The organism is Secundilactobacillus angelensis, from assembly GCF_012641075.1.
GTDB classification, from domain to species: domain Bacteria; phylum Bacillota; class Bacilli; order Lactobacillales; family Lactobacillaceae; genus Secundilactobacillus; species Secundilactobacillus angelensis.
In genome coordinates, this window is record NZ_JAAXLJ010000007.1 from 54,827 (window position 1) to 70,953 (window position 16,127).

The window sequence follows — 16,127 nt, forward strand, 5'->3', positions numbered from 1 at the left end:
GCTTGGCAAGTTGCCATCAGGTAATTAATCGTGGTTTAATAACAGTAAGGTGAAGAAGGGGCGATTAGTTTGTACAAAGTTATGGTAGTCTTACACGATAATGACGACTACATTCGCATGAACAAGGTTTACTTTGAGACCATGCCGGTTGCGGGACAATACATTATCCATTCTGACGGTTTGGCATATATGGTTGAGGAGGTCACCACTTTTGCAGGCTACGTTAGCAGCAAGGGAGCGACGACCATCTTGATCGTGCATCAAGCGCCTCGTGATGCCGCAGTCAACAAGTTGTACGGAATTGATATTGAACGGGATTTGGATGACCCTGAGAGTGAGTAAAATTATTTCTATTAAAAAGGCCAGATTACTTTGAATTTCAAGGTAATCTGGCCGATTTTTTATACTAATTTGTTGGTATGAAGCTCGATACCGTAGTGATGAGTCTGCATGTAACTGCGTTCGGCTGCATTAAATTGTTGCAGATCTTTTTCCGTTATTGGCCGAAGATGGTTGTAATCAAAGTGACAACCCCTAGTATCAGTCGTTTGAGTTGCGTTCATTCTATTAACACTCCCTTGTCTTAAGTTGCCATCATTATACACAGAAAGCGGTTTGGAAGCTATCAATAGGCTTCTTTATTAAATATTCATACATAAATTATAAACGAATTGATTTACAGATTACTGGTGTTTCAGGAAACACGCTGTTCAATATATTCGGTAGAATGCATCATTTGTGGCTGAGTAGACTTGGATTTTCCTGGTTGATGAAACTGAGTCATGCCAATTAAAAGTAATAGAATTGTTAATAACAATACGAACAGTTCAACGAGAACTTGTTTCATAGCGATTCTCCCTCCCAATGTGTGACTTGTTTCATTCATGATAACACGCTCGTAAATTGACAAAAACCTGGTTACCCAAAATGATGGGCAACCAGGTTTTGTCAGACAATCAATTTTGATTAAATGAGGTTCTTAGCATAAACGTACTGCATAAGTGAACGGGTTTCTGTAAATTCGTCTTCATCATGCAGAACCACTGTAATGAGACGATCATGTCCCGACTTTTGGCCGGTTCCGACGAAGCAATAGCCGGCAAGATCGGTATAACCAGTCTTTAGACCATCTACCTTGAGAGAGGAATCATAATACTTACGACCAGGTAAGAGGTTATTATAGTTGTAACAAAGCTGACCGGCAACGGTTAAACTACCGCGACTACTGTCTTCCAAGACAGCAGGATAGTCAGTGACTAAATGTTTGGCAATCAAGGCGACATCCTTTGCGGAAACCATGTTGGCGTTACTACCACTCACTGAGTAGCCGTAGCCACGCAGAGCAGATTGTTCCATCCCGTTAGCTGAAACATAAGTTGCGTGCCCTAAGTTCCACTTCTTTGCTTGGGCGTTCATCATGGAAATGAATTTGGTGTTGTAGGATGGTGTTGAACCACCGGCAACCCATTGTCCAAGGGCAATTGCGGCGTTATTTGAAGATTCAATTAAGGCAGCTTGATACAGCTGTTTAACGGTATAGCTGTTTTGCTTAAATTTGAAACCACCGTACACACTAGAATTACCCATTCGTTTCAGCCCAGAGTATGATGTGTTGACTTTAGAATCCCAGGTTGATCCGGTATTAGCAACCTTTTGCTCAACTAAGTAAAGTGTCATCAACTTGGTAACGCTGGCGATTGGCCGCGCGGTATTAGCACTCTTTGAGTATAAGACTTTGTCAGTTTTGGCGTTCATAGCAACGGCTGATTTAGCATACTTAAGGGATAGGGGTGCCTTTCCCTTTGTTAAGTAACTGTGCCATACATAGCCTGAAACGGTACCGGCTCCGTTCTTAACGGCATAGTAAATTGCTTTGGTGGAGCCATGTTTTAAGGTGACTTTTTTCGTTGCATACCAAGTGGTATTAGGATACTTGCTCAAGCTCGCCAACTTTTTAGTATGGGTAATGTTGTACACGGCCCCCTTACTTGAAGCACGGTGATAGGCAGTTTTGGTCATGTTAGAACTGCTGACGACACTGTAACTAGCTGCTGAAGCCGCAGCGGGTTTTAACGACATGAGACTAAATAAACTTAACAAAGCCGCAATCGTCATCAAAACAACGCGGGTGAATCGATTAAATGTTGTTGTCATAATTTCCTCCCTTTTACTCTTTACATTCAAGTTAGCATGATAAACATTGCCTGACAACGGCATCTCTTGAATTGTAATTAAACTGTGTAGTTGCGGTCACTTGATTGTAATGGTTCAGAACACGAACGTGAAACAATGTACAAACTGGGGTTCAATCTGTGTGTTGACAAATGAAGCGAAACTCATTAATCTGAAGCATAGGTACTAATGAAGCCCGTCGAATGTTGACGGGCCTTGATTGGTTTATATACCAGTTTTTATTTCAGGTTAGAAGGGATAACATGTCAAAGTTTCCAACGTATAATTCACAGCAATGGGCAGACGCCAGGGATGCTGTGATGCAAGAGTATCAAGATTTCGTTGAGGATTTGAGAACTCAAGGGGTAGACTACACGATTAAAAATGCTCGTAAGTTGCTGATTTTTCAAGATTTAATTGCTGAATGGCAACATCACTTACCAACCGTTATTTCGGATCTGGAAGAAAACACTTTCGCCTTATCAGTTTTTGATGAACTTAAGAAACATAAAAAATGTACATTATTAGAGCGTGCATATAATGATATGTCATCTTGGTCGAACTTTAATCCTTTGGCACTAACATTGTGGCTGGAGTTGTCGGAAGACGAAGCTATTACCGAGTTTTAGAGGTTGAAACTACAGTCAATTAGCTTTCTAAGTCGCGATTAATATGCTAAACTATAAACTGTAGTTTTTATGGGGATGTTAAGGATTCGACAGGTATAGGTCGAACTCAGACTGCGCTTCGTAGCGAGGGTCTACGTTAAAAACCTCACCTAATTTTTAACTGCAAATAACAGTTCAAAATCTCTTGCATTAGCTGCCTAATAAGCGCTAAGTAAGGATCCGCCTGATCTCGCCCATGGGTCTGATACGGGTCTTAAATTAAGTGGGCTTACGCTGCCGGCTCCCATCTGAAGTCGTCAGAAGAGCTTAATCAGGTTAGCTGTTCATGTTTGGCCCTGACAGGCGGCGAATTGATCAGTGAACTTTAAATAGTCTGAATATAAGCGTAGAGGTTTGGGTGGCGATATGCTTGGACGCGGGTTCGACTCCCGCCATCTCCACTAGATAATATAAAAAACCATGATTCCCATTTTCAGGGAGTCATGGTTTTTTGATGCAGTATCACGTTTAGAGGAGTTTAAAATGCTTAAGTCCGTTGACGATGCCATGGTCTACGTTAGCAGTGGTGACAAACTCAGCCGCTTTTTTTACAGGCTCGAGACCGTTCCCCATTGCAACACTGTGGTCGACGACTTCAAACATGGGCAAGTCGTTATTGCCATCACCAAAAGCATACGTTGGGATACCCTTGAATTCTGGGCGTGAAAGCAGGGTAGTGATACCAGCTTTTTTTGATACGCCGGGACCGACAACATCAATACTATATGGCGTTTGTCTGAAGAAAGTGAGTTCATCTTTAAAACTACTGGTGTAATCTTTGTCGTTCTCATCAGTGGCAATAATCAGCATCATGTGTACCGGGTAAAGTTGCCAGAACGTTGGATCAATGATTGGAATCGGACTGTTAATATAATGATAGACTTTTTTGACGTTTGCAGTCATTCGATTGATTCGATCAGTTTGATTATTCAGTGTTGCGTAAGCATCATCGTGATTTTTGACTAAGCCGGTCAGTCGCTTAATGACGTCTTTGGGGATGACCGTGACGTCGATTGGCTTGCCGTTCAACGCGATGAAGGCCCCGTTGGCAGAGACTAAAGTATCGATTTGAGTTTGTTGAAGCACGGTTTTAATTTCAAAAATGTTGCGGCCAGTTGCAATTACTGGTAACACATCATTTGCTTTTAGCTGGGTGATAGCGTCGATAACTTCAGGATCAAGTTGGGTTTGATCGTTGAGTAATGTACCATCTAAGTCAAAAAAGACGATTGCTTTTGTCATGAATCAATTCACCTTTCCTGTTACTTTATTATGTCGATTGTAGCACATTCTTATATTTGATTTGTGACGATTAACACATTTCGAGTATAATAGGAACGATTATAGAAAAATCGCAGAAGACGGCACATTTCTGGCATTGTTGATGTGTTCAAAGATGAAAGTTATACTTTAATAATGGCAACTTAAATGTTTCCGAATCAGCTTTTTGAAAAAAGTTATTGATTGACGGAGGATTCGACATGAAAATATTAATGATTGAAGATAATAAATCTGTGTCAGAAATGATGCAAATGTTTTTTAAAAAAGAAGGCTGGGACGCTCATTTTGCATATGATGGTGAGCAGGCGGTTCAAATGTTTAATGAGAGCCCAGAAGAGTGGGATATGATCACGCTGGACCTTAACTTACCAAAGATGGATGGGATGCAGGTCAGTGCTGAAATTCGTAAGTCATCACCAACTGTCCCCATTATCATGTTGACGGCTCGTGATTCTGAGAGTGATCAGGTACTCGGCTTAGAGATGGGCGCTGATGATTACGTGACCAAGCCATTTAGCCCAATAACCCTAATTGCCCGGATTAAGGCGTTAGATCGGCGTGCAAAGATTGCCGGCAACGTGGCCGAACATGAACCAATGTCATCTGGTAGTACTACCGCTGAGGAGCAGTTTGATATTGATACTGGAAAATTCCAGTTAAATAGCAAAACTCGTGAGGCATACTTGAACGGCAAGCAGATTAATGACCTGACACCCAAAGAGTTTGATTTGTTGCGGACATTGGCACAAAAGCCACGTCAGGTATTTTCCCGGGAACAGTTGTTACAACTGGTCTGGGATTATGAATACTATGGTGATGAACGAACGGTGGACGCCCATATTAAAAAGCTCCGTCAAAAAATCGAAAAGGTTGGTCCACAAGTTATTCAGACGGTTTGGGGAGTCGGGTATAAGTTTGATGATACCGGAGCTGATGAACAATGAAACTGGTCTACCAGCAGTTATTAGCCTTGTTATCAATGGTGGCAATCGTCCTGGTTTTACTTGGTCTGTCTTTTAGCAGTATGACTAAGGAGTATGTCTATCAAAATACCTGGACGAGTTTGGAAAAGTACGCCAATAGTTTGGTGGAACAGTCAGTACGAGTTTCATCCAGTAATCCGCAGCACGTTAATTTTGATTCGGAATCGCTGCTTAACAGTGAAGTCCTGCTACGCAATCAATCGGTTAATTTTACGATTTATAACCAGGATAATACGGCTATTTTCCCTGATAACGTTTATATTTCTAAGATTAAGTCCAGTGATTGGCAAAAATTACAGCGGGGGAAAATTGTTCAAAAAGTGACTGATCAACAATCACGCACAAGCGGCGGTCAAACCGAACCCGCAATGACCGATGTGTTAAAGCCTTACTTTTATACTGACCAGAGCAATCAAAAACACCTTGTCGCAGTGGTTAGAGTAGGGACATACGTTTCAAACATTAATTCCAATATTGCGGAAATCAACTCTAACTTAACGAAGGCGCTCTTAGTTGCTAGTTTTGTGGCAATGCTGCTGGCGTTCTTCATTGCCCGCTACTTAACCTCGCGAATTGAACGACTGCGAAAGGCGACTAAGCAAATTGCTAACGGTAATTATGAGGTTCAGGTCCCCAGTAAAAATCGTGATGAAGTTGACGATTTAGCAAACGACTTCAATAATATGGCGCGTTCGTTGCAGGAATCTAAGGAAGAAATTCAGCGACAAGAGCAACGTCGAAAAGAATTTATGGCGGATGCGGCTCATGAAATGCGGACACCTCTAACAACCATTAATGGCCTGTTAGAAGGTCTGGCTTACGATGCTATTCCTGAAGATAGTAAAGCCGAGAGTATTGATTTAATGCGAAACGAAACAAAAAGATTAATTCGTTTGGTTAATGAGAACTTGGATTACGAGAAAATTCGGAATAATCAAATTAGTCTGAATAAGCAGCAGTTCAACGCCATCGATACGTTGAACCGGCTGGCCGAGCAATTGGCACAAAAAGCAGCTGCCAAAAACGATCAAATTAGCGTTCAAGGTGGTACTGATATCGAGGTATACGCTGATTACGACCGCTTTGTCCAAATCATGTTTAATATCACGCAAAATGCCATTCAGTTTACCGAAAATGGTCAAATTGTTATCTTGGCGCAACGCGGTTATCAAGAAACCATCTTTAAGATTTCAGATACCGGTATGGGAATGACTAAAAAGCAGTTAGCTAATATCTGGGATCGATTTTACAAGGCTGATCCATCGCGGACTAATACTAAGTACGGTGAGTCAGGATTGGGATTAGCTATCGTTCACCAGCTTGTTTTACTGCATGATGGTAAGGTTGAAGTGACCAGCAAGCCAAAACAAGGAACGACATTTACGGTTATTTTCCCCGATCAACAAAGCAAATAAAATGAGCTCCGATTTAGAAATTGATTAAGAATAAAGGATTTTAAAGATAATCCTTTTTTTTTTGACCAAAATCGAGTAAACTAAACTAGATGAAAAGAGAATAAAGCGCTTTCAAAGATACTTTGAACGATGAAAGAGAGAACGGAGTGAATTTCATGGCAATACTTTTAGCATTAATCCCCGCGATTTGTTGGGGGAGCATTGGGTTAATTAGTGGCAAACTGGGTGGTACTTCATACCAGCAAACACTTGGAATGACAGTTGGTGCGCTCCTGTTTGGCATCTTTAGTGTGTTTTATTTTCACCCACACTTAACGAGTTTCGTTTGGTTAGTTGGAATCGCTTCAGGTTTATTCTGGGCAGTTGGTCAATTCCAGCAGTTCCAGTCGATGAAAGCAATCGGAATCTCGGTTACCGTTCCCGTTTCAACCGGGATGCAGCTTGTTTGTACAACTTTGGCAGGTGTTTTCTTGTTCCATGAGTGGACTACTACCAGAATGTTAGTTTTAGGCAGTACGGCAATGGTTGTTTTAATTGCTGGAATCGTGTTTACCTCGCTACGTGACCGGGCAAACGTTGCTAGAACAGGTTATAATGCCGCAGCAGGGGTGCGAGCCTTAATCTTCTCCACAATTGGTTATACGTTGTATACTGTGATCGTCAATTCATCAGGAGTAAATTCCAAGGCAGTTTTTCTGCCTCAATCAATCGGAATGGTGATTGGCGCGCTGTTGTTTGCTGCTAGAAACAAACCATTCGGTAAACCAATGGTCAAGAATATGGGTACCGGTTTAGTATGGGGAATTGGGAACTTCTTCATGTTTATGTCAATCCCCGCAGTTGGTTTGGCAATCAGTTATTCGTTAGCTCAAAGTGGAATCATCATTTCAACCTTTGGGAGCATTTTGCTTCTTGGGGAGAAAAAAACTGGTCGTGAAATGGCTTACATCACGATCGGGTCGATTCTGGTCATTGTTGGTAGTGTTATACTTGGAATGTTAAAATAATTAAATTGTGGTATAGTCCATTTATTTTTTCGGTGAAATCGGATATAATGGATTTTATCAAAATAAAAGTGAGGTACAGTTAAATGGCACACATTTCCTTTGACGCTTCAAAGCTTGATAAGTTTGTTCACGACAATGAACTTGGTGAAATGCAGGCGTTAGTCAACGCTGCAGATGAAGAATTAAGAACGGGTTCAGGCGCCGGCAGCGACTTTCGGGATTGGTTAACGTTACCTAAGGATTACGACAAAGAAGAATTTGAGCGAATCAAGGCTGCGGCCAAAAAGATTCAATCAGATTCAAAGGTATTAGTTGTAATCGGCATCGGTGGTTCATATTTGGGTGCCAAGATGGCAACTGATTTTCTTCACGAAACCTTTTATAACTATTTACCAGATGAACAACGTGACGCTCCTCAAATCTTATTTGCAGGGAACTCATTGAGTCCATCGTACGTCAACGATTTAATTAAACTGATTGGTGATCGCGACTTCTCAGTCAACGTTATTTCAAAATCAGGAACAACGACAGAACCTTCAATCGCTTTCCGGGTCTTCAAAAAATTGCTTGTCAAAAAATACGGTGAAGATGGTGCTAAGTCGCGTATCTACGCTACCACTGATAAACAACGTGGCGCTTTGAAGCAGGAAGCTGACGCTGCTGGTTACGAAACTTTTGTTATTCCAAACGGTGTCGGTGGTCGTTATTCAGTTCTGACAGCCGTTGGATTATTGCCAATTGCTGCTTCTGGCGCAGACATCGATCAATTGATGACTGGTGCTGCGGATGCAATGGACGCTTACGATAACCCAGATTTAACTAAGAACGAAGCTTACCAGTACGCCGCCTACCGAAACATTTTGTATCGGAAGGGCTTCACTACTGAATTGCTTGAGAACTACGAACCAAACATGCAGTACTTTGCTGAATGGTGGAAGCAGTTAATGGGTGAATCAGAAGGTAAGAACGAGAAGGGCATCTATCCTTCATCAGCTAACTTCTCGACCGATTTGCATTCACTTGGTCAATACATTCAGGAGGGTCTCCGTAACTTAATGGAAACCGTTGTGTTTATTGACAAGCCAAATCAAGATGTTGATATTCCCAAGGAAGCTGAAAATCTTGACGGTTTGAAGTACCTTGAGGGTGAAACCATGCATTTTGCCAATACAAAGGCTTTCCAAGGGGTTACCTTAGCCCATACGGATGGTAACGTGCCTAACATGAGTGTTCATATTCCTGACCAATCCGAATACACACTTGGTTACTTGATTTACTTCTTTGAAGTTGCTGTTGCCATTTCTGGTTACCTGAACGGAATCAACCCATTCAACCAACCAGGAGTAGAGGCTTACAAAACCAATATGTTTGCATTACTTGGTAAACCAGGTTATGAAGAATTAGGCGAAAAGCTTAACAAACGCCTATAATACGAAATTTAAAAAAATCCTTCGATCGTTTAAGATCGGAGGGTTTTTGAGTTTCATGAGGTTAGCTATTTGAGAACGCGGTAAATATCCAACTGCCGAATAGGACCAACACGACGATGGCGAAGATTCCGATAAAGGATGAGGCAAAGACAAAAATCAAGCCACCAACGATCAGAATCCCCAATATTCGAAACAGCCAGCCAAAGAGGCCGAAAAAGATGCGCAGTCCGAAGAAAACGATTAAACCAAGAACAATCATTGTCAGCACTTAACTTGCTTCCCTTCTTAAGTTAGATGAGTTAACTAATTTTAGAATCGATTTTAATTGTTTTGTTGCCACGATTGAATCAGCTGCTTGGACATTACTGGTGTGTTTTTAACAATATCTTGTGCTATTGGAGAGTTTTGGTACTGTGTTTTGATCCATTGGTTCGAGAAGAGCAGGAGAAGATTTAGCACCAAGAAAATTAACAAATAACGCACAATGAAGTTTAATGCAGCACCAACCAGAGCATTGACCGAATGAATTAACGGTAAGCGTGTGATGAGGTTAAGTTTTCTACCGATATGGCGGACAATGGAGTACGCAAGACCGAATAGTATGAAGAATACGACACCTGAAAGCATTCTTGGTGTCGCGATGGCTGAAGAATTAGTGGAAGTGACCGATTGAAATAAAAATTCCGCCAGCGTTTGGCTAAAAATGGTCGCAATTAGCCATGCAACGATATAAGCTAACAACGACATCACAACAGATACGAAACCTCTTCGGTAGCCTGAAATTAAGCCAAGAGCTAAAATAATAATAATGCCCCAAGTAAAAACCATAATGCCTCCATTTATAGAATCAATTTAGACTACTTTAGCAAAAATTGGTGAGAAATAGTTAAGTCTGGCAAGAACAACACAATAATTTAAATAATCCTAGATTGAACAGCCTAGTGTAAAATAAAAAAGCCTAAAACACTGTTAAATCAGCGTTTTAGAACTATCTAGCAAACCTATATTGTTGCTCTATCACCCGCACGGGGATCGAACCCGTAACTCCGCCTTGAGAGGGCGACGTCTTAACCAATTTGACCAGCGGGCAAGGTTATGAATGACACCTATTTAACTAGCTTAACACAATATAATAATCTACACGATTTCAAGGTAAAAGTCAATGTTTCTGATAGAATATTCGTTAATGATTGTTAATCATGCATTTTCTTCTGAATTCCGCCATTTTTGGTTGACAATATTTTTAAAAACCGCTAAACTGTTAACTTGTCAGATAGTTATTGGGTATTCGCCAAATTGGTAAGGCAGCGGACTCTGAATCCGTAAGTTACTGGTTCGAGCCCAGTATACCCAATTATATTTCGGCCGTCATCACTGATTCTATGGAGTTAGTGATGACGGCTTTTTTGTATTTTTTACGCTATTGCTAATTTTAGTACTTTAAATGTATAAATACTAATCGTTGAAGGGAATTTAACGACCAAATACTAAAAAAGGACTGATTCAACCTCACGGAAGAGTCAGTCCGTCTTTGCATGAAGGATTCAATCATTCAAATGACAGATCCAGCATATACATGTTTTGACGTTTTAAGTGACTAGTTGTGACCCAAACCTCTTTGAAGTCAGGCTTGGACTGTTTGGTTAACTCATAAAAGTGATTCAGAAGATCGCCGTTTTCACCAACAAATGAATCTGCTAATAAGTTTACACTTAGTCTGTCACTCGGAAAATAAATTTCCGGGTTTGAGACTTTTACACTATCAGGAATACCAACAGTGACAGCATTTGCATACTGCCGTGGCTTGAAGACAACTCGGTCAGGATGCCTCTGAACAAAGGTGAGTACGTTATAGATTGAGTCTGAATTGCTTGACAAGGAATTAACCTCTTTTCCCTCTAACTGCATTTACCTGCACTGACATTGTAGCAGATGGTGGGAGTCTGCCGCAAGACTTAGGGGGGAACACTGTTGCGGGAAATGCTTGACACCTTTCAAAAATCAGCCTACAATTTATTAAAATTAGTGAATAACACTAATTTATTTTTAATAATATCTGCTAAGGAGTGGTTCTATTGGCAAAAGCACCAGCACCATCAGAGATTGATTGGCAAAACTTAGGTTTCGAATATATGGATCTTCCATATCGTTTCTTAGCACATTATAAAGATGGCAAATGGGATGATGGCACACTTACGGAAGATGCAACGTTACATATTAGTGAAGGGTCGACTGGTTTACATTATGGCCAAGCGGATTTTGAAGGGCTTAAAGCATATCGGACTAAAAACGGCGATATCCAGTTATTCCGGCCTGATCAAAACGCTGCTCGGATGCAGAAAAGCTGTGAGCGACTTCTAATGCCAGCATTTCCGACCGATAAGTTTATTAACGCGGTGAAGTCAGTGGTTAAAGCAAATGCTGATTACGTTCCTCCGTATGGAACTGGCGGCACGCTATACTTACGTCCATTAATGATTGGCGTTGGCGGCAATATCGGTGTGCATCCAGCACCCGAATACTTGTTTACAGTGTTTGCAATGCCCGTGGGTGCCTACTATAAAGGTGGCGTTAAGCCAACTAACTTTACGACTTCGTATTATGACCGGGCGGCTCCTCATGGTACTGGTCAAAGCAAAGTTGGGGGAAACTATGGCGGTAGTCTGTTACCTGGTGATGAAGCACATAAAGCCGGGTTCTCTGATGTCATTTATCTGGATCCAGCAACCCATACTAAGATTGAGGAAGCAGGCTCAGCAAACTTCTTTGGGGTTACGAAAGACAATGAATTTGTGACGCCGAAGTCGGATTCAATTTTACCAAGTATTACCAAGTATTCGTTACTATACCTGGCCGAACATAACTTGGGGATGAAACCGGTCCAAGGTGACGTCTTCATCGACGATCTTGATCGCTTTACGGAGGCTGGCGCCATGGGTACAGCAGCCGTCATTGCACCAATTGGTGGTATTGAATATAAGGATCAACTTCATGTCTTTTACAGTGAAACCGAGGTTGGACCAGTGACGCAAAAGCTTTATGATACGCTGACTGGTATTCAATTTGGTGATGTAGAAGCACCTGAAGGCTGGATTCAAAAGGTCGAACTTTGATTTGATTTAATTTAGTAAAGATGAGGTCAGCAACTCTCCAATTTTTGGGGATGTTGCTGACCTTATGTTATTCTAGAGGAAAAGTAGTAAAGGGGTCTTAATCCAGATGTACGAGAAAACGATTGAGGCAATCAAGGACTTGGTTAACGACGGCACAGTTCCTGGTGTGAGTTATGCTTTTATTGATGATGAGCAGGTTAGAACCGGTCTTTATGGTGCAGAAGCGTTAGTTCCTGGGTATGAGCCATTAAAGGCAAACCAACTGTACGATGTGGCGTCTTTGACAAAAGTGGTTGGCACACTCAACGTCATCCTACAATTAGTTGATGCAGGGAAGCTATCACTGACGGACAGGGTGCAGGATTATCTGCCAAATTGGCAAGATACGCGGGTGACGATTCGACACTTATTGACGCATACCTCAGGGATTGTTGGTTACATTCCACATCGTGACAAGTTGACTGCCAGCGAATTGCATCAGGCACTCTTAGGGATGCACGTTGGTGAAAATTTTGAACGAAAAATGGTGTATTCAGACGTCAACTTTATCTTCCTTGGGTGGATTGCTGAAAAAATTCTGGGTGAGCCTATTCAGACATTAATCACGAAGAAGGTCTTGATCCCGCTAGGCATGAAGGACAGTACTTTTCAACCAGCTGACCCAACCCAATGTGTGCCAACTGAAGTATCGCCGATTCGTGGCCTGATTCGTGGTGTCGTCCACGATCCGAAAGCATTCGTGCTGAAATCCAGCTGCGGTTCAGCCGGACTTTTTAGTACGTTAAATGATTTAGTGACTTTTGAACAGACGATGTTATCGCGTGAAAATTTGCCAGTTGCGCAACCTGAAAAGCGTGCATTATTAGCTGACCAAACACCATTGCACGAACAGTGGCGATCGTTTGGCTGGGCACTTTTGCAGGCTAAGTTACCAGTGCCTCATCGTTGTATTTGGCATAGTGGTTTTACCGGGACATTTTTGATAATGGATTTGCAGACACATCAAGGGATGGTGTTTCTGTCCAACCGCGTGCATCCTAAAGCACCCAATGAGCCATTTTTGGCACGTCGCAACGCCATAATTAATACGTACTTAGGTGAAAAGAGTAGTGTGGCACGTATAAAATAAAAGCATCATGAATCAGCACAATTGGCTGATATCATGATGCTTTTTGCTTAATTCAAGTTAAAAAGTAGCTGCAACTGGCAGTGCTTCTTGCTGAGATAAGTCAGCTTCGGGATAGCTTCGCTTGAGGGCGGCCACAAGTAATCGCTTGGCGAGATTGCCGTTGCGAGTCAAAATTGGCCCATGGAAGTAGGAACAAAAGACGTTTTTATAAATGGCACCTTCAGTACCATCTTCACCGTTATTGCCTTTACCCTCAATGACGTTACCAAGGGGGCGTTCGTTCTCTCCTAAGAAGGTTCGGCCCTGATGGTTTTCAAACCCGTGATAAGTTTCGCCAGTTTCTTCATTTTTAATGACGATATCACCAATAAAGCGATGGTTATCTTGAGAAAGGGTGTAGTGGTCAAGAGCACCAATGCCCGGAATTTTTTCACCCTTGGCATCAACATAGTAGTGGCCTAATAGTTGAAAGCCACCACAGATAGCAAGCACCGGACCACCATCTTCGATGAAGTCGGTCAACGCTTGTTTCTTGGTCTGAATGTCCTTAGAAACAATCACTTGTTCAAAGTCTTGACCGCCACCAAAAAAGGCAAGGTCGAATTTATTTGCATCAAAATCTTGATCCAAGCTGACAACTTCCGCGTTCAACTTGACGTTCATCTGTTTAGCGTAGTAGTTCAGTGCCAAAATATTGCCAACATCACCGTAAGTGTTCATCAAGTCACCATATAGGTGAGCGACATTTAGTTCGTAGGTCATGCTCCCATCCCCTCCTTGATATAGCCCTGGTCGGCTAACAATTTACGCAATTGTAACACAGCAGTGTAGGTTGCCAAAACATAAACATGTTCGGTTGGTAAAGTCTTAATCTTTTCGACAACATTTTTAAGCTCTGGGACCACTTGATGCTTATCATCCGGCACGCCAGCAACTTTCAAACGGAAGGTGATATCCTTGTAGCGTTCACCACCAGTGATGTAAGCTGGAATGTTTAAATTTGGTAATTTTTCAAAGTTACCGTCCCAGATCCAACTGGTGTCGATACCATCAGCGTAATTAGCGTTGAGTAGACCCACAAACGAAAATGGTTTTTTGTCAGTGGCAATCATGTCCAATACTTGATTGAGACCAACGGGATTTTTAACCAAGATCAAAGTGACCTGCTTACCGTCCAAATCAATCACTTCTTGACGCCCAAAGACTTTTTTGTCTTCACTAAATGCGGTATCAATCTGTTCTGGTGTTACACCTAAGAAGCGGCCAACAGCGTATGCAGCTAAGGCATTATAAATATTGTAGAGCCCGCCAATTTCAATTTTCATTGCGTTACCATCAACTTCAAACTCAGAACTGGTCGGCGTTAAATCGGTGACTTTTGTCACGGCGAATTTTAATTCTGGTCGTGAATAGCCGCAATTCGGACAGAAGTATTTGCCGAGGTTGCTGTACGTCAGGTAGCGGTAATGTAGAATGTGTTGGCAATTAGGGCACAGCACACCGTCAGTATTCGGTTTTGCCTTGATATCTTTTTCGTCTTGCTCCTTGAAGCCATAATAAATAATGGGATTAGGCAAGTTCTTAGAGTGAAAAATTGGTGCATCACCGTTAGCGATGATCGTTGCTTCAGGTGCCAACGCCACACCATCAATAATCTTTTGGTAAGTCGTGTAGATTTCACCATAGCGATCCATTTGATCCCGGAAGATGTTGGTGAAGACGAAGGCTTTGGGTTTAATGTACTTGGTGACTTTGATCACGTTGGCTTCGTCAACTTCTAAAACCGCAATTGGCCGGGCACCCTTGACTTTTGGTGCACGTAAAAACGTGGTGACAATACCTTGTTCCATATTAGAACCAGTCGGATTAGTGAGAATATGGCTGTATTTTTGGTTTAGGACCCGCACAGTGAGGGCAGTCGTCAAAGTTTTACCGTTGGTTCCAGTAATAACGATGACGTCATAGTTCTGCCCCAGATGTTTGAGAATCTCCGGGTCGATTTTAGTCGTGATCTTGCCAGGCAGTGAACTGCCACCTTTCATGAACGTGTGCAGAAACCAGTAAGAAGATCTGCCGGCGAAGGTCGCTACGGTACTTCGTAAAGTCATTGTTTTCGCTCCTTGTCCTGTTATAACGTGAATGTTACAACAGGAACCCATTTTTTCGATTTCATCAAGCATATATTTTACCATGTTTCTGGTAAATATACGGTGAACCAGTGCTGATTTAATCAAAAAAACGATTTCACTCTGGATTATCGACGAGCAGAGGGTGAATTTTAACGCTAAATCCGCTATAATAGATGAGAAATTTGTGAAGAGTGGAGACTGAGACTATTGGCACAGTTATTTTTTAAGTATGGGGCAATGAATAGCGGTAAAACGATTGAAATTTTGAAGGTTGCACATAATTACGAGGAACAGAATAAATCCGTCATTATTATGACAAGTGGTACGGACAGTCGTGATGGCGTTGGTCTAGTTTCCAGCCGGATCGGCTTAAAACGCAAGGCAGTGCCAATTTTTCATGATGACGATGTTTTTAAGATGGTTGAAAACATCAACCCCAAGGCAAACTGTGTTTTGATTGATGAAGCTCAATTTTTGACGAAGGCTCACGTCTTTGAACTGGCTAAAATCGTGGATGAACTTAAAATTCCAGTGATGGCGTTCGGATTGAAAAATGATTTTCGCAATGAGCTGTTTGAAGGTTCAAAATACCTCTTGCTTTACGCTGATAAACTCGAGGAAATGAAGACGATTTGTTGGTTCTGCGCAAAGAAAGCAACGATGAACTTGCGCTTTCACGATAACCAACCAGTATACGAAGGCGAACAGATCCAAATCGGCGGCAACGAATCATATTACCCCGTCTGCAGAAGGCACTATTACAATCCACCGATGGACATGCTAGGCGAAGAATAGGAGAG

18 protein-coding genes, 2 tRNA genes and 1 other RNA gene are annotated in these 16,127 nt (G+C 41.9%); 11 read left to right on the forward strand and 10 right to left on the reverse strand.

Annotation, left to right across the window (positions count from 1 at the left end):
* The first annotated feature begins 69 nt into the window (after positions 1-69).
* The gene (locus tag HC026_RS05545; protein WP_168925003.1) at positions 70-342 is read left to right on the forward strand and encodes a LysR family transcriptional regulator; all 273 of its coding nucleotides are present in this window, start codon (positions 70-72) and stop codon (positions 340-342) included.
* Positions 343-401: 59 nt separating this feature from the next.
* Here the strand turns inward: HC026_RS05545 and HC026_RS05550 are convergent, their stop codons facing one another.
* The 3 genes from HC026_RS05550 to HC026_RS05560 all read right to left on the reverse strand — a co-directional run bounded on the left by HC026_RS05550 (position 402) and on the right by HC026_RS05560 (position 2,154).
* A complete protein-coding gene (locus HC026_RS05550) occupies positions 402-563 on the reverse strand; it encodes a hypothetical protein (protein WP_168925004.1) in 162 nt (53 codons plus the stop codon).
* Between the two features lie 131 nt (positions 564-694).
* Entirely contained in the window at positions 695-847 is a 153-nt protein-coding gene (locus tag HC026_RS05555) for a hypothetical protein (RefSeq protein ID WP_168925005.1), read from the reverse strand.
* A 119-nt stretch (positions 848-966) separates the two neighbouring features.
* Positions 967-2,154, reverse strand: a complete 1,188-nt coding sequence (locus tag HC026_RS05560; RefSeq protein WP_168925006.1) for a D-alanyl-D-alanine carboxypeptidase family protein — start codon at positions 2,152-2,154, stop codon at positions 967-969.
* 281 nt (positions 2,155-2,435) lie between these two features.
* Here HC026_RS05560 and HC026_RS05565 point away from each other — a divergent pair, with 281 nt between their 5' ends.
* Together HC026_RS05565 and ssrA are read left to right on the forward strand one after the other, a co-directional pair.
* Positions 2,436-2,801 (forward strand): hypothetical protein, encoded by a 366-nt coding sequence (locus HC026_RS05565; protein ID WP_168925007.1) that lies wholly within the window; start codon positions 2,436-2,438, stop codon positions 2,799-2,801.
* 71 nt (positions 2,802-2,872) lie between these two features.
* Positions 2,873-3,244, forward strand: a transfer-messenger RNA (tmRNA) gene (gene ssrA / locus HC026_RS05570).
* Between the two features lie 64 nt (positions 3,245-3,308).
* On the opposite strand, the gene HC026_RS05575 is transcribed toward ssrA, so the two are convergent.
* Positions 3,309-4,082 (reverse strand): Cof-type HAD-IIB family hydrolase, encoded by a 774-nt coding sequence (locus HC026_RS05575; RefSeq protein WP_168925008.1) that lies wholly within the window; start codon positions 4,080-4,082, stop codon positions 3,309-3,311.
* A 239-nt stretch (positions 4,083-4,321) separates the two neighbouring features.
* Here HC026_RS05575 and HC026_RS05580 point away from each other — a divergent pair, with 239 nt between their 5' ends.
* The 4 genes from HC026_RS05580 to HC026_RS05595 all read left to right on the forward strand — a co-directional run bounded on the left by HC026_RS05580 (position 4,322) and on the right by HC026_RS05595 (position 8,956).
* Positions 4,322-5,065 (forward strand): response regulator transcription factor, encoded by a 744-nt coding sequence (locus HC026_RS05580; RefSeq protein ID WP_168925009.1) that lies wholly within the window; start codon positions 4,322-4,324, stop codon positions 5,063-5,065.
* Complete coding sequence (locus HC026_RS05585; RefSeq protein ID WP_168925010.1) at positions 5,062-6,519, forward strand: sensor histidine kinase; 1,458 nt, start codon at positions 5,062-5,064, stop codon at positions 6,517-6,519. Before HC026_RS05580 ends, HC026_RS05585 begins: the two co-directional genes overlap by 4 nt.
* 155 nt (positions 6,520-6,674) lie before the next feature.
* Positions 6,675-7,526: a GRP family sugar transporter gene (locus HC026_RS05590; protein WP_168925011.1), complete on the forward strand. Its 852-nt coding sequence runs from the start codon at positions 6,675-6,677 to the stop codon at positions 7,524-7,526.
* A gap of 83 nt (positions 7,527-7,609) precedes the next feature.
* The gene (locus HC026_RS05595; RefSeq protein WP_168925012.1) at positions 7,610-8,956 is read left to right on the forward strand and encodes a glucose-6-phosphate isomerase; all 1,347 of its coding nucleotides are present in this window, start codon (positions 7,610-7,612) and stop codon (positions 8,954-8,956) included.
* A 61-nt stretch (positions 8,957-9,017) separates the two neighbouring features.
* Here HC026_RS05595 and HC026_RS05600 read toward each other — a convergent pair whose 3' ends face one another.
* From HC026_RS05600 to HC026_RS05610, 3 genes are all read right to left on the reverse strand, one after another.
* Positions 9,018-9,224, reverse strand: a complete 207-nt coding sequence (locus HC026_RS05600; RefSeq protein ID WP_168925013.1) for a hypothetical protein — start codon at positions 9,222-9,224, stop codon at positions 9,018-9,020.
* A 53-nt stretch (positions 9,225-9,277) separates the two neighbouring features.
* Positions 9,278-9,784: a CvpA family protein gene (locus HC026_RS05605; RefSeq protein WP_168925014.1), complete on the reverse strand. Its 507-nt coding sequence runs from the start codon at positions 9,782-9,784 to the stop codon at positions 9,278-9,280.
* A 189-nt stretch (positions 9,785-9,973) separates the two neighbouring features.
* Positions 9,974-10,046, reverse strand: a tRNA-Glu gene (locus HC026_RS05610).
* A gap of 191 nt (positions 10,047-10,237) precedes the next feature.
* Here HC026_RS05610 and HC026_RS05615 point away from each other — a divergent pair.
* Positions 10,238-10,310: transfer RNA gene (locus HC026_RS05615), tRNA-Gln, on the forward strand.
* A gap of 194 nt (positions 10,311-10,504) precedes the next feature.
* Here HC026_RS05615 and HC026_RS05620 read toward each other — a convergent pair.
* Positions 10,505-10,834, reverse strand: a complete 330-nt coding sequence (locus tag HC026_RS05620; protein ID WP_168925015.1) for a hypothetical protein — start codon at positions 10,832-10,834, stop codon at positions 10,505-10,507.
* Between the two features lie 197 nt (positions 10,835-11,031).
* On the opposite strand from HC026_RS05620, the gene HC026_RS05625 reads away from it, so the two are divergent.
* Both HC026_RS05625 and HC026_RS05630 read left to right on the forward strand, forming a co-directional pair.
* On the forward strand, positions 11,032-12,069 hold the full coding sequence (locus tag HC026_RS05625; protein ID WP_168925016.1) for a branched-chain amino acid aminotransferase: 1,038 nt from the start codon (positions 11,032-11,034) through the stop codon (positions 12,067-12,069).
* 106 nt (positions 12,070-12,175) lie between these two features.
* Entirely contained in the window at positions 12,176-13,198 is a 1,023-nt protein-coding gene (locus tag HC026_RS05630; protein WP_168925017.1) for a serine hydrolase domain-containing protein, read from the forward strand.
* Positions 13,199-13,255: 57 nt separating this feature from the next.
* Here the strand turns inward: HC026_RS05630 and HC026_RS05635 are convergent, their stop codons facing one another.
* Positions 13,256-13,960 carry a type 1 glutamine amidotransferase gene (locus tag HC026_RS05635; protein ID WP_168925018.1) on the reverse strand — a complete coding sequence of 235 codons (705 nt, stop codon included), beginning with the start codon at positions 13,958-13,960 and terminating at the stop codon, positions 13,256-13,258.
* Positions 13,957-15,306, reverse strand: coding sequence for a Mur ligase family protein (locus tag HC026_RS05640; RefSeq protein ID WP_168925019.1), 1,350 nt, complete (start codon positions 15,304-15,306; stop codon positions 13,957-13,959). Before HC026_RS05640 ends, HC026_RS05635 begins: the two co-directional genes overlap by 4 nt.
* Positions 15,307-15,534: 228 nt before the next feature.
* On the opposite strand from HC026_RS05640, the gene HC026_RS05645 reads away from it, so the two are divergent.
* On the forward strand, positions 15,535-16,122 hold the full coding sequence (locus tag HC026_RS05645) for a thymidine kinase (protein ID WP_168925020.1): 588 nt from the start codon (positions 15,535-15,537) through the stop codon (positions 16,120-16,122).
* Positions 16,123-16,127: the final 5 nt, after the last annotated feature.

Coding starts and splice junctions, on each gene's coding strand:
- HC026_RS05560 (WP_168925006.1), bottom strand. CDS start 2,154: ATGACAACAACATTTAATCGATTCACCCGCGTTGTTTTGATGACGATT.
- HC026_RS05605 (WP_168925014.1), bottom strand. CDS start 9,784: ATGGTTTTTACTTGGGGCATTATTATTATTTTAGCTCTTGGCTTAATT.
- HC026_RS05555 (WP_168925005.1), bottom strand. CDS start 847: ATGAAACAAGTTCTCGTTGAACTGTTCGTATTGTTATTAACAATTCTA.
- HC026_RS05640 (WP_168925019.1), bottom strand. CDS start 15,306: ATGACTTTACGAAGTACCGTAGCGACCTTCGCCGGCAGATCTTCTTAC.
- HC026_RS05585 (WP_168925010.1), top strand. CDS start 5,062: ATGAAACTGGTCTACCAGCAGTTATTAGCCTTGTTATCAATGGTGGCA.
- HC026_RS05575 (WP_168925008.1), bottom strand. CDS start 4,082: ATGACAAAAGCAATCGTCTTTTTTGACTTAGATGGTACATTACTCAAC.
- HC026_RS05595 (WP_168925012.1), top strand. CDS start 7,610: ATGGCACACATTTCCTTTGACGCTTCAAAGCTTGATAAGTTTGTTCAC.
- HC026_RS05590 (WP_168925011.1), top strand. CDS start 6,675: ATGGCAATACTTTTAGCATTAATCCCCGCGATTTGTTGGGGGAGCATT.
- HC026_RS05550 (WP_168925004.1), bottom strand. CDS start 563: ATGAACGCAACTCAAACGACTGATACTAGGGGTTGTCACTTTGATTAC.
- HC026_RS05580 (WP_168925009.1), top strand. CDS start 4,322: ATGAAAATATTAATGATTGAAGATAATAAATCTGTGTCAGAAATGATG.
- HC026_RS05630 (WP_168925017.1), top strand. CDS start 12,176: ATGTACGAGAAAACGATTGAGGCAATCAAGGACTTGGTTAACGACGGC.
- HC026_RS05565 (WP_168925007.1), top strand. CDS start 2,436: ATGTCAAAGTTTCCAACGTATAATTCACAGCAATGGGCAGACGCCAGG.
- HC026_RS05635 (WP_168925018.1), bottom strand. CDS start 13,960: ATGACCTACGAACTAAATGTCGCTCACCTATATGGTGACTTGATGAAC.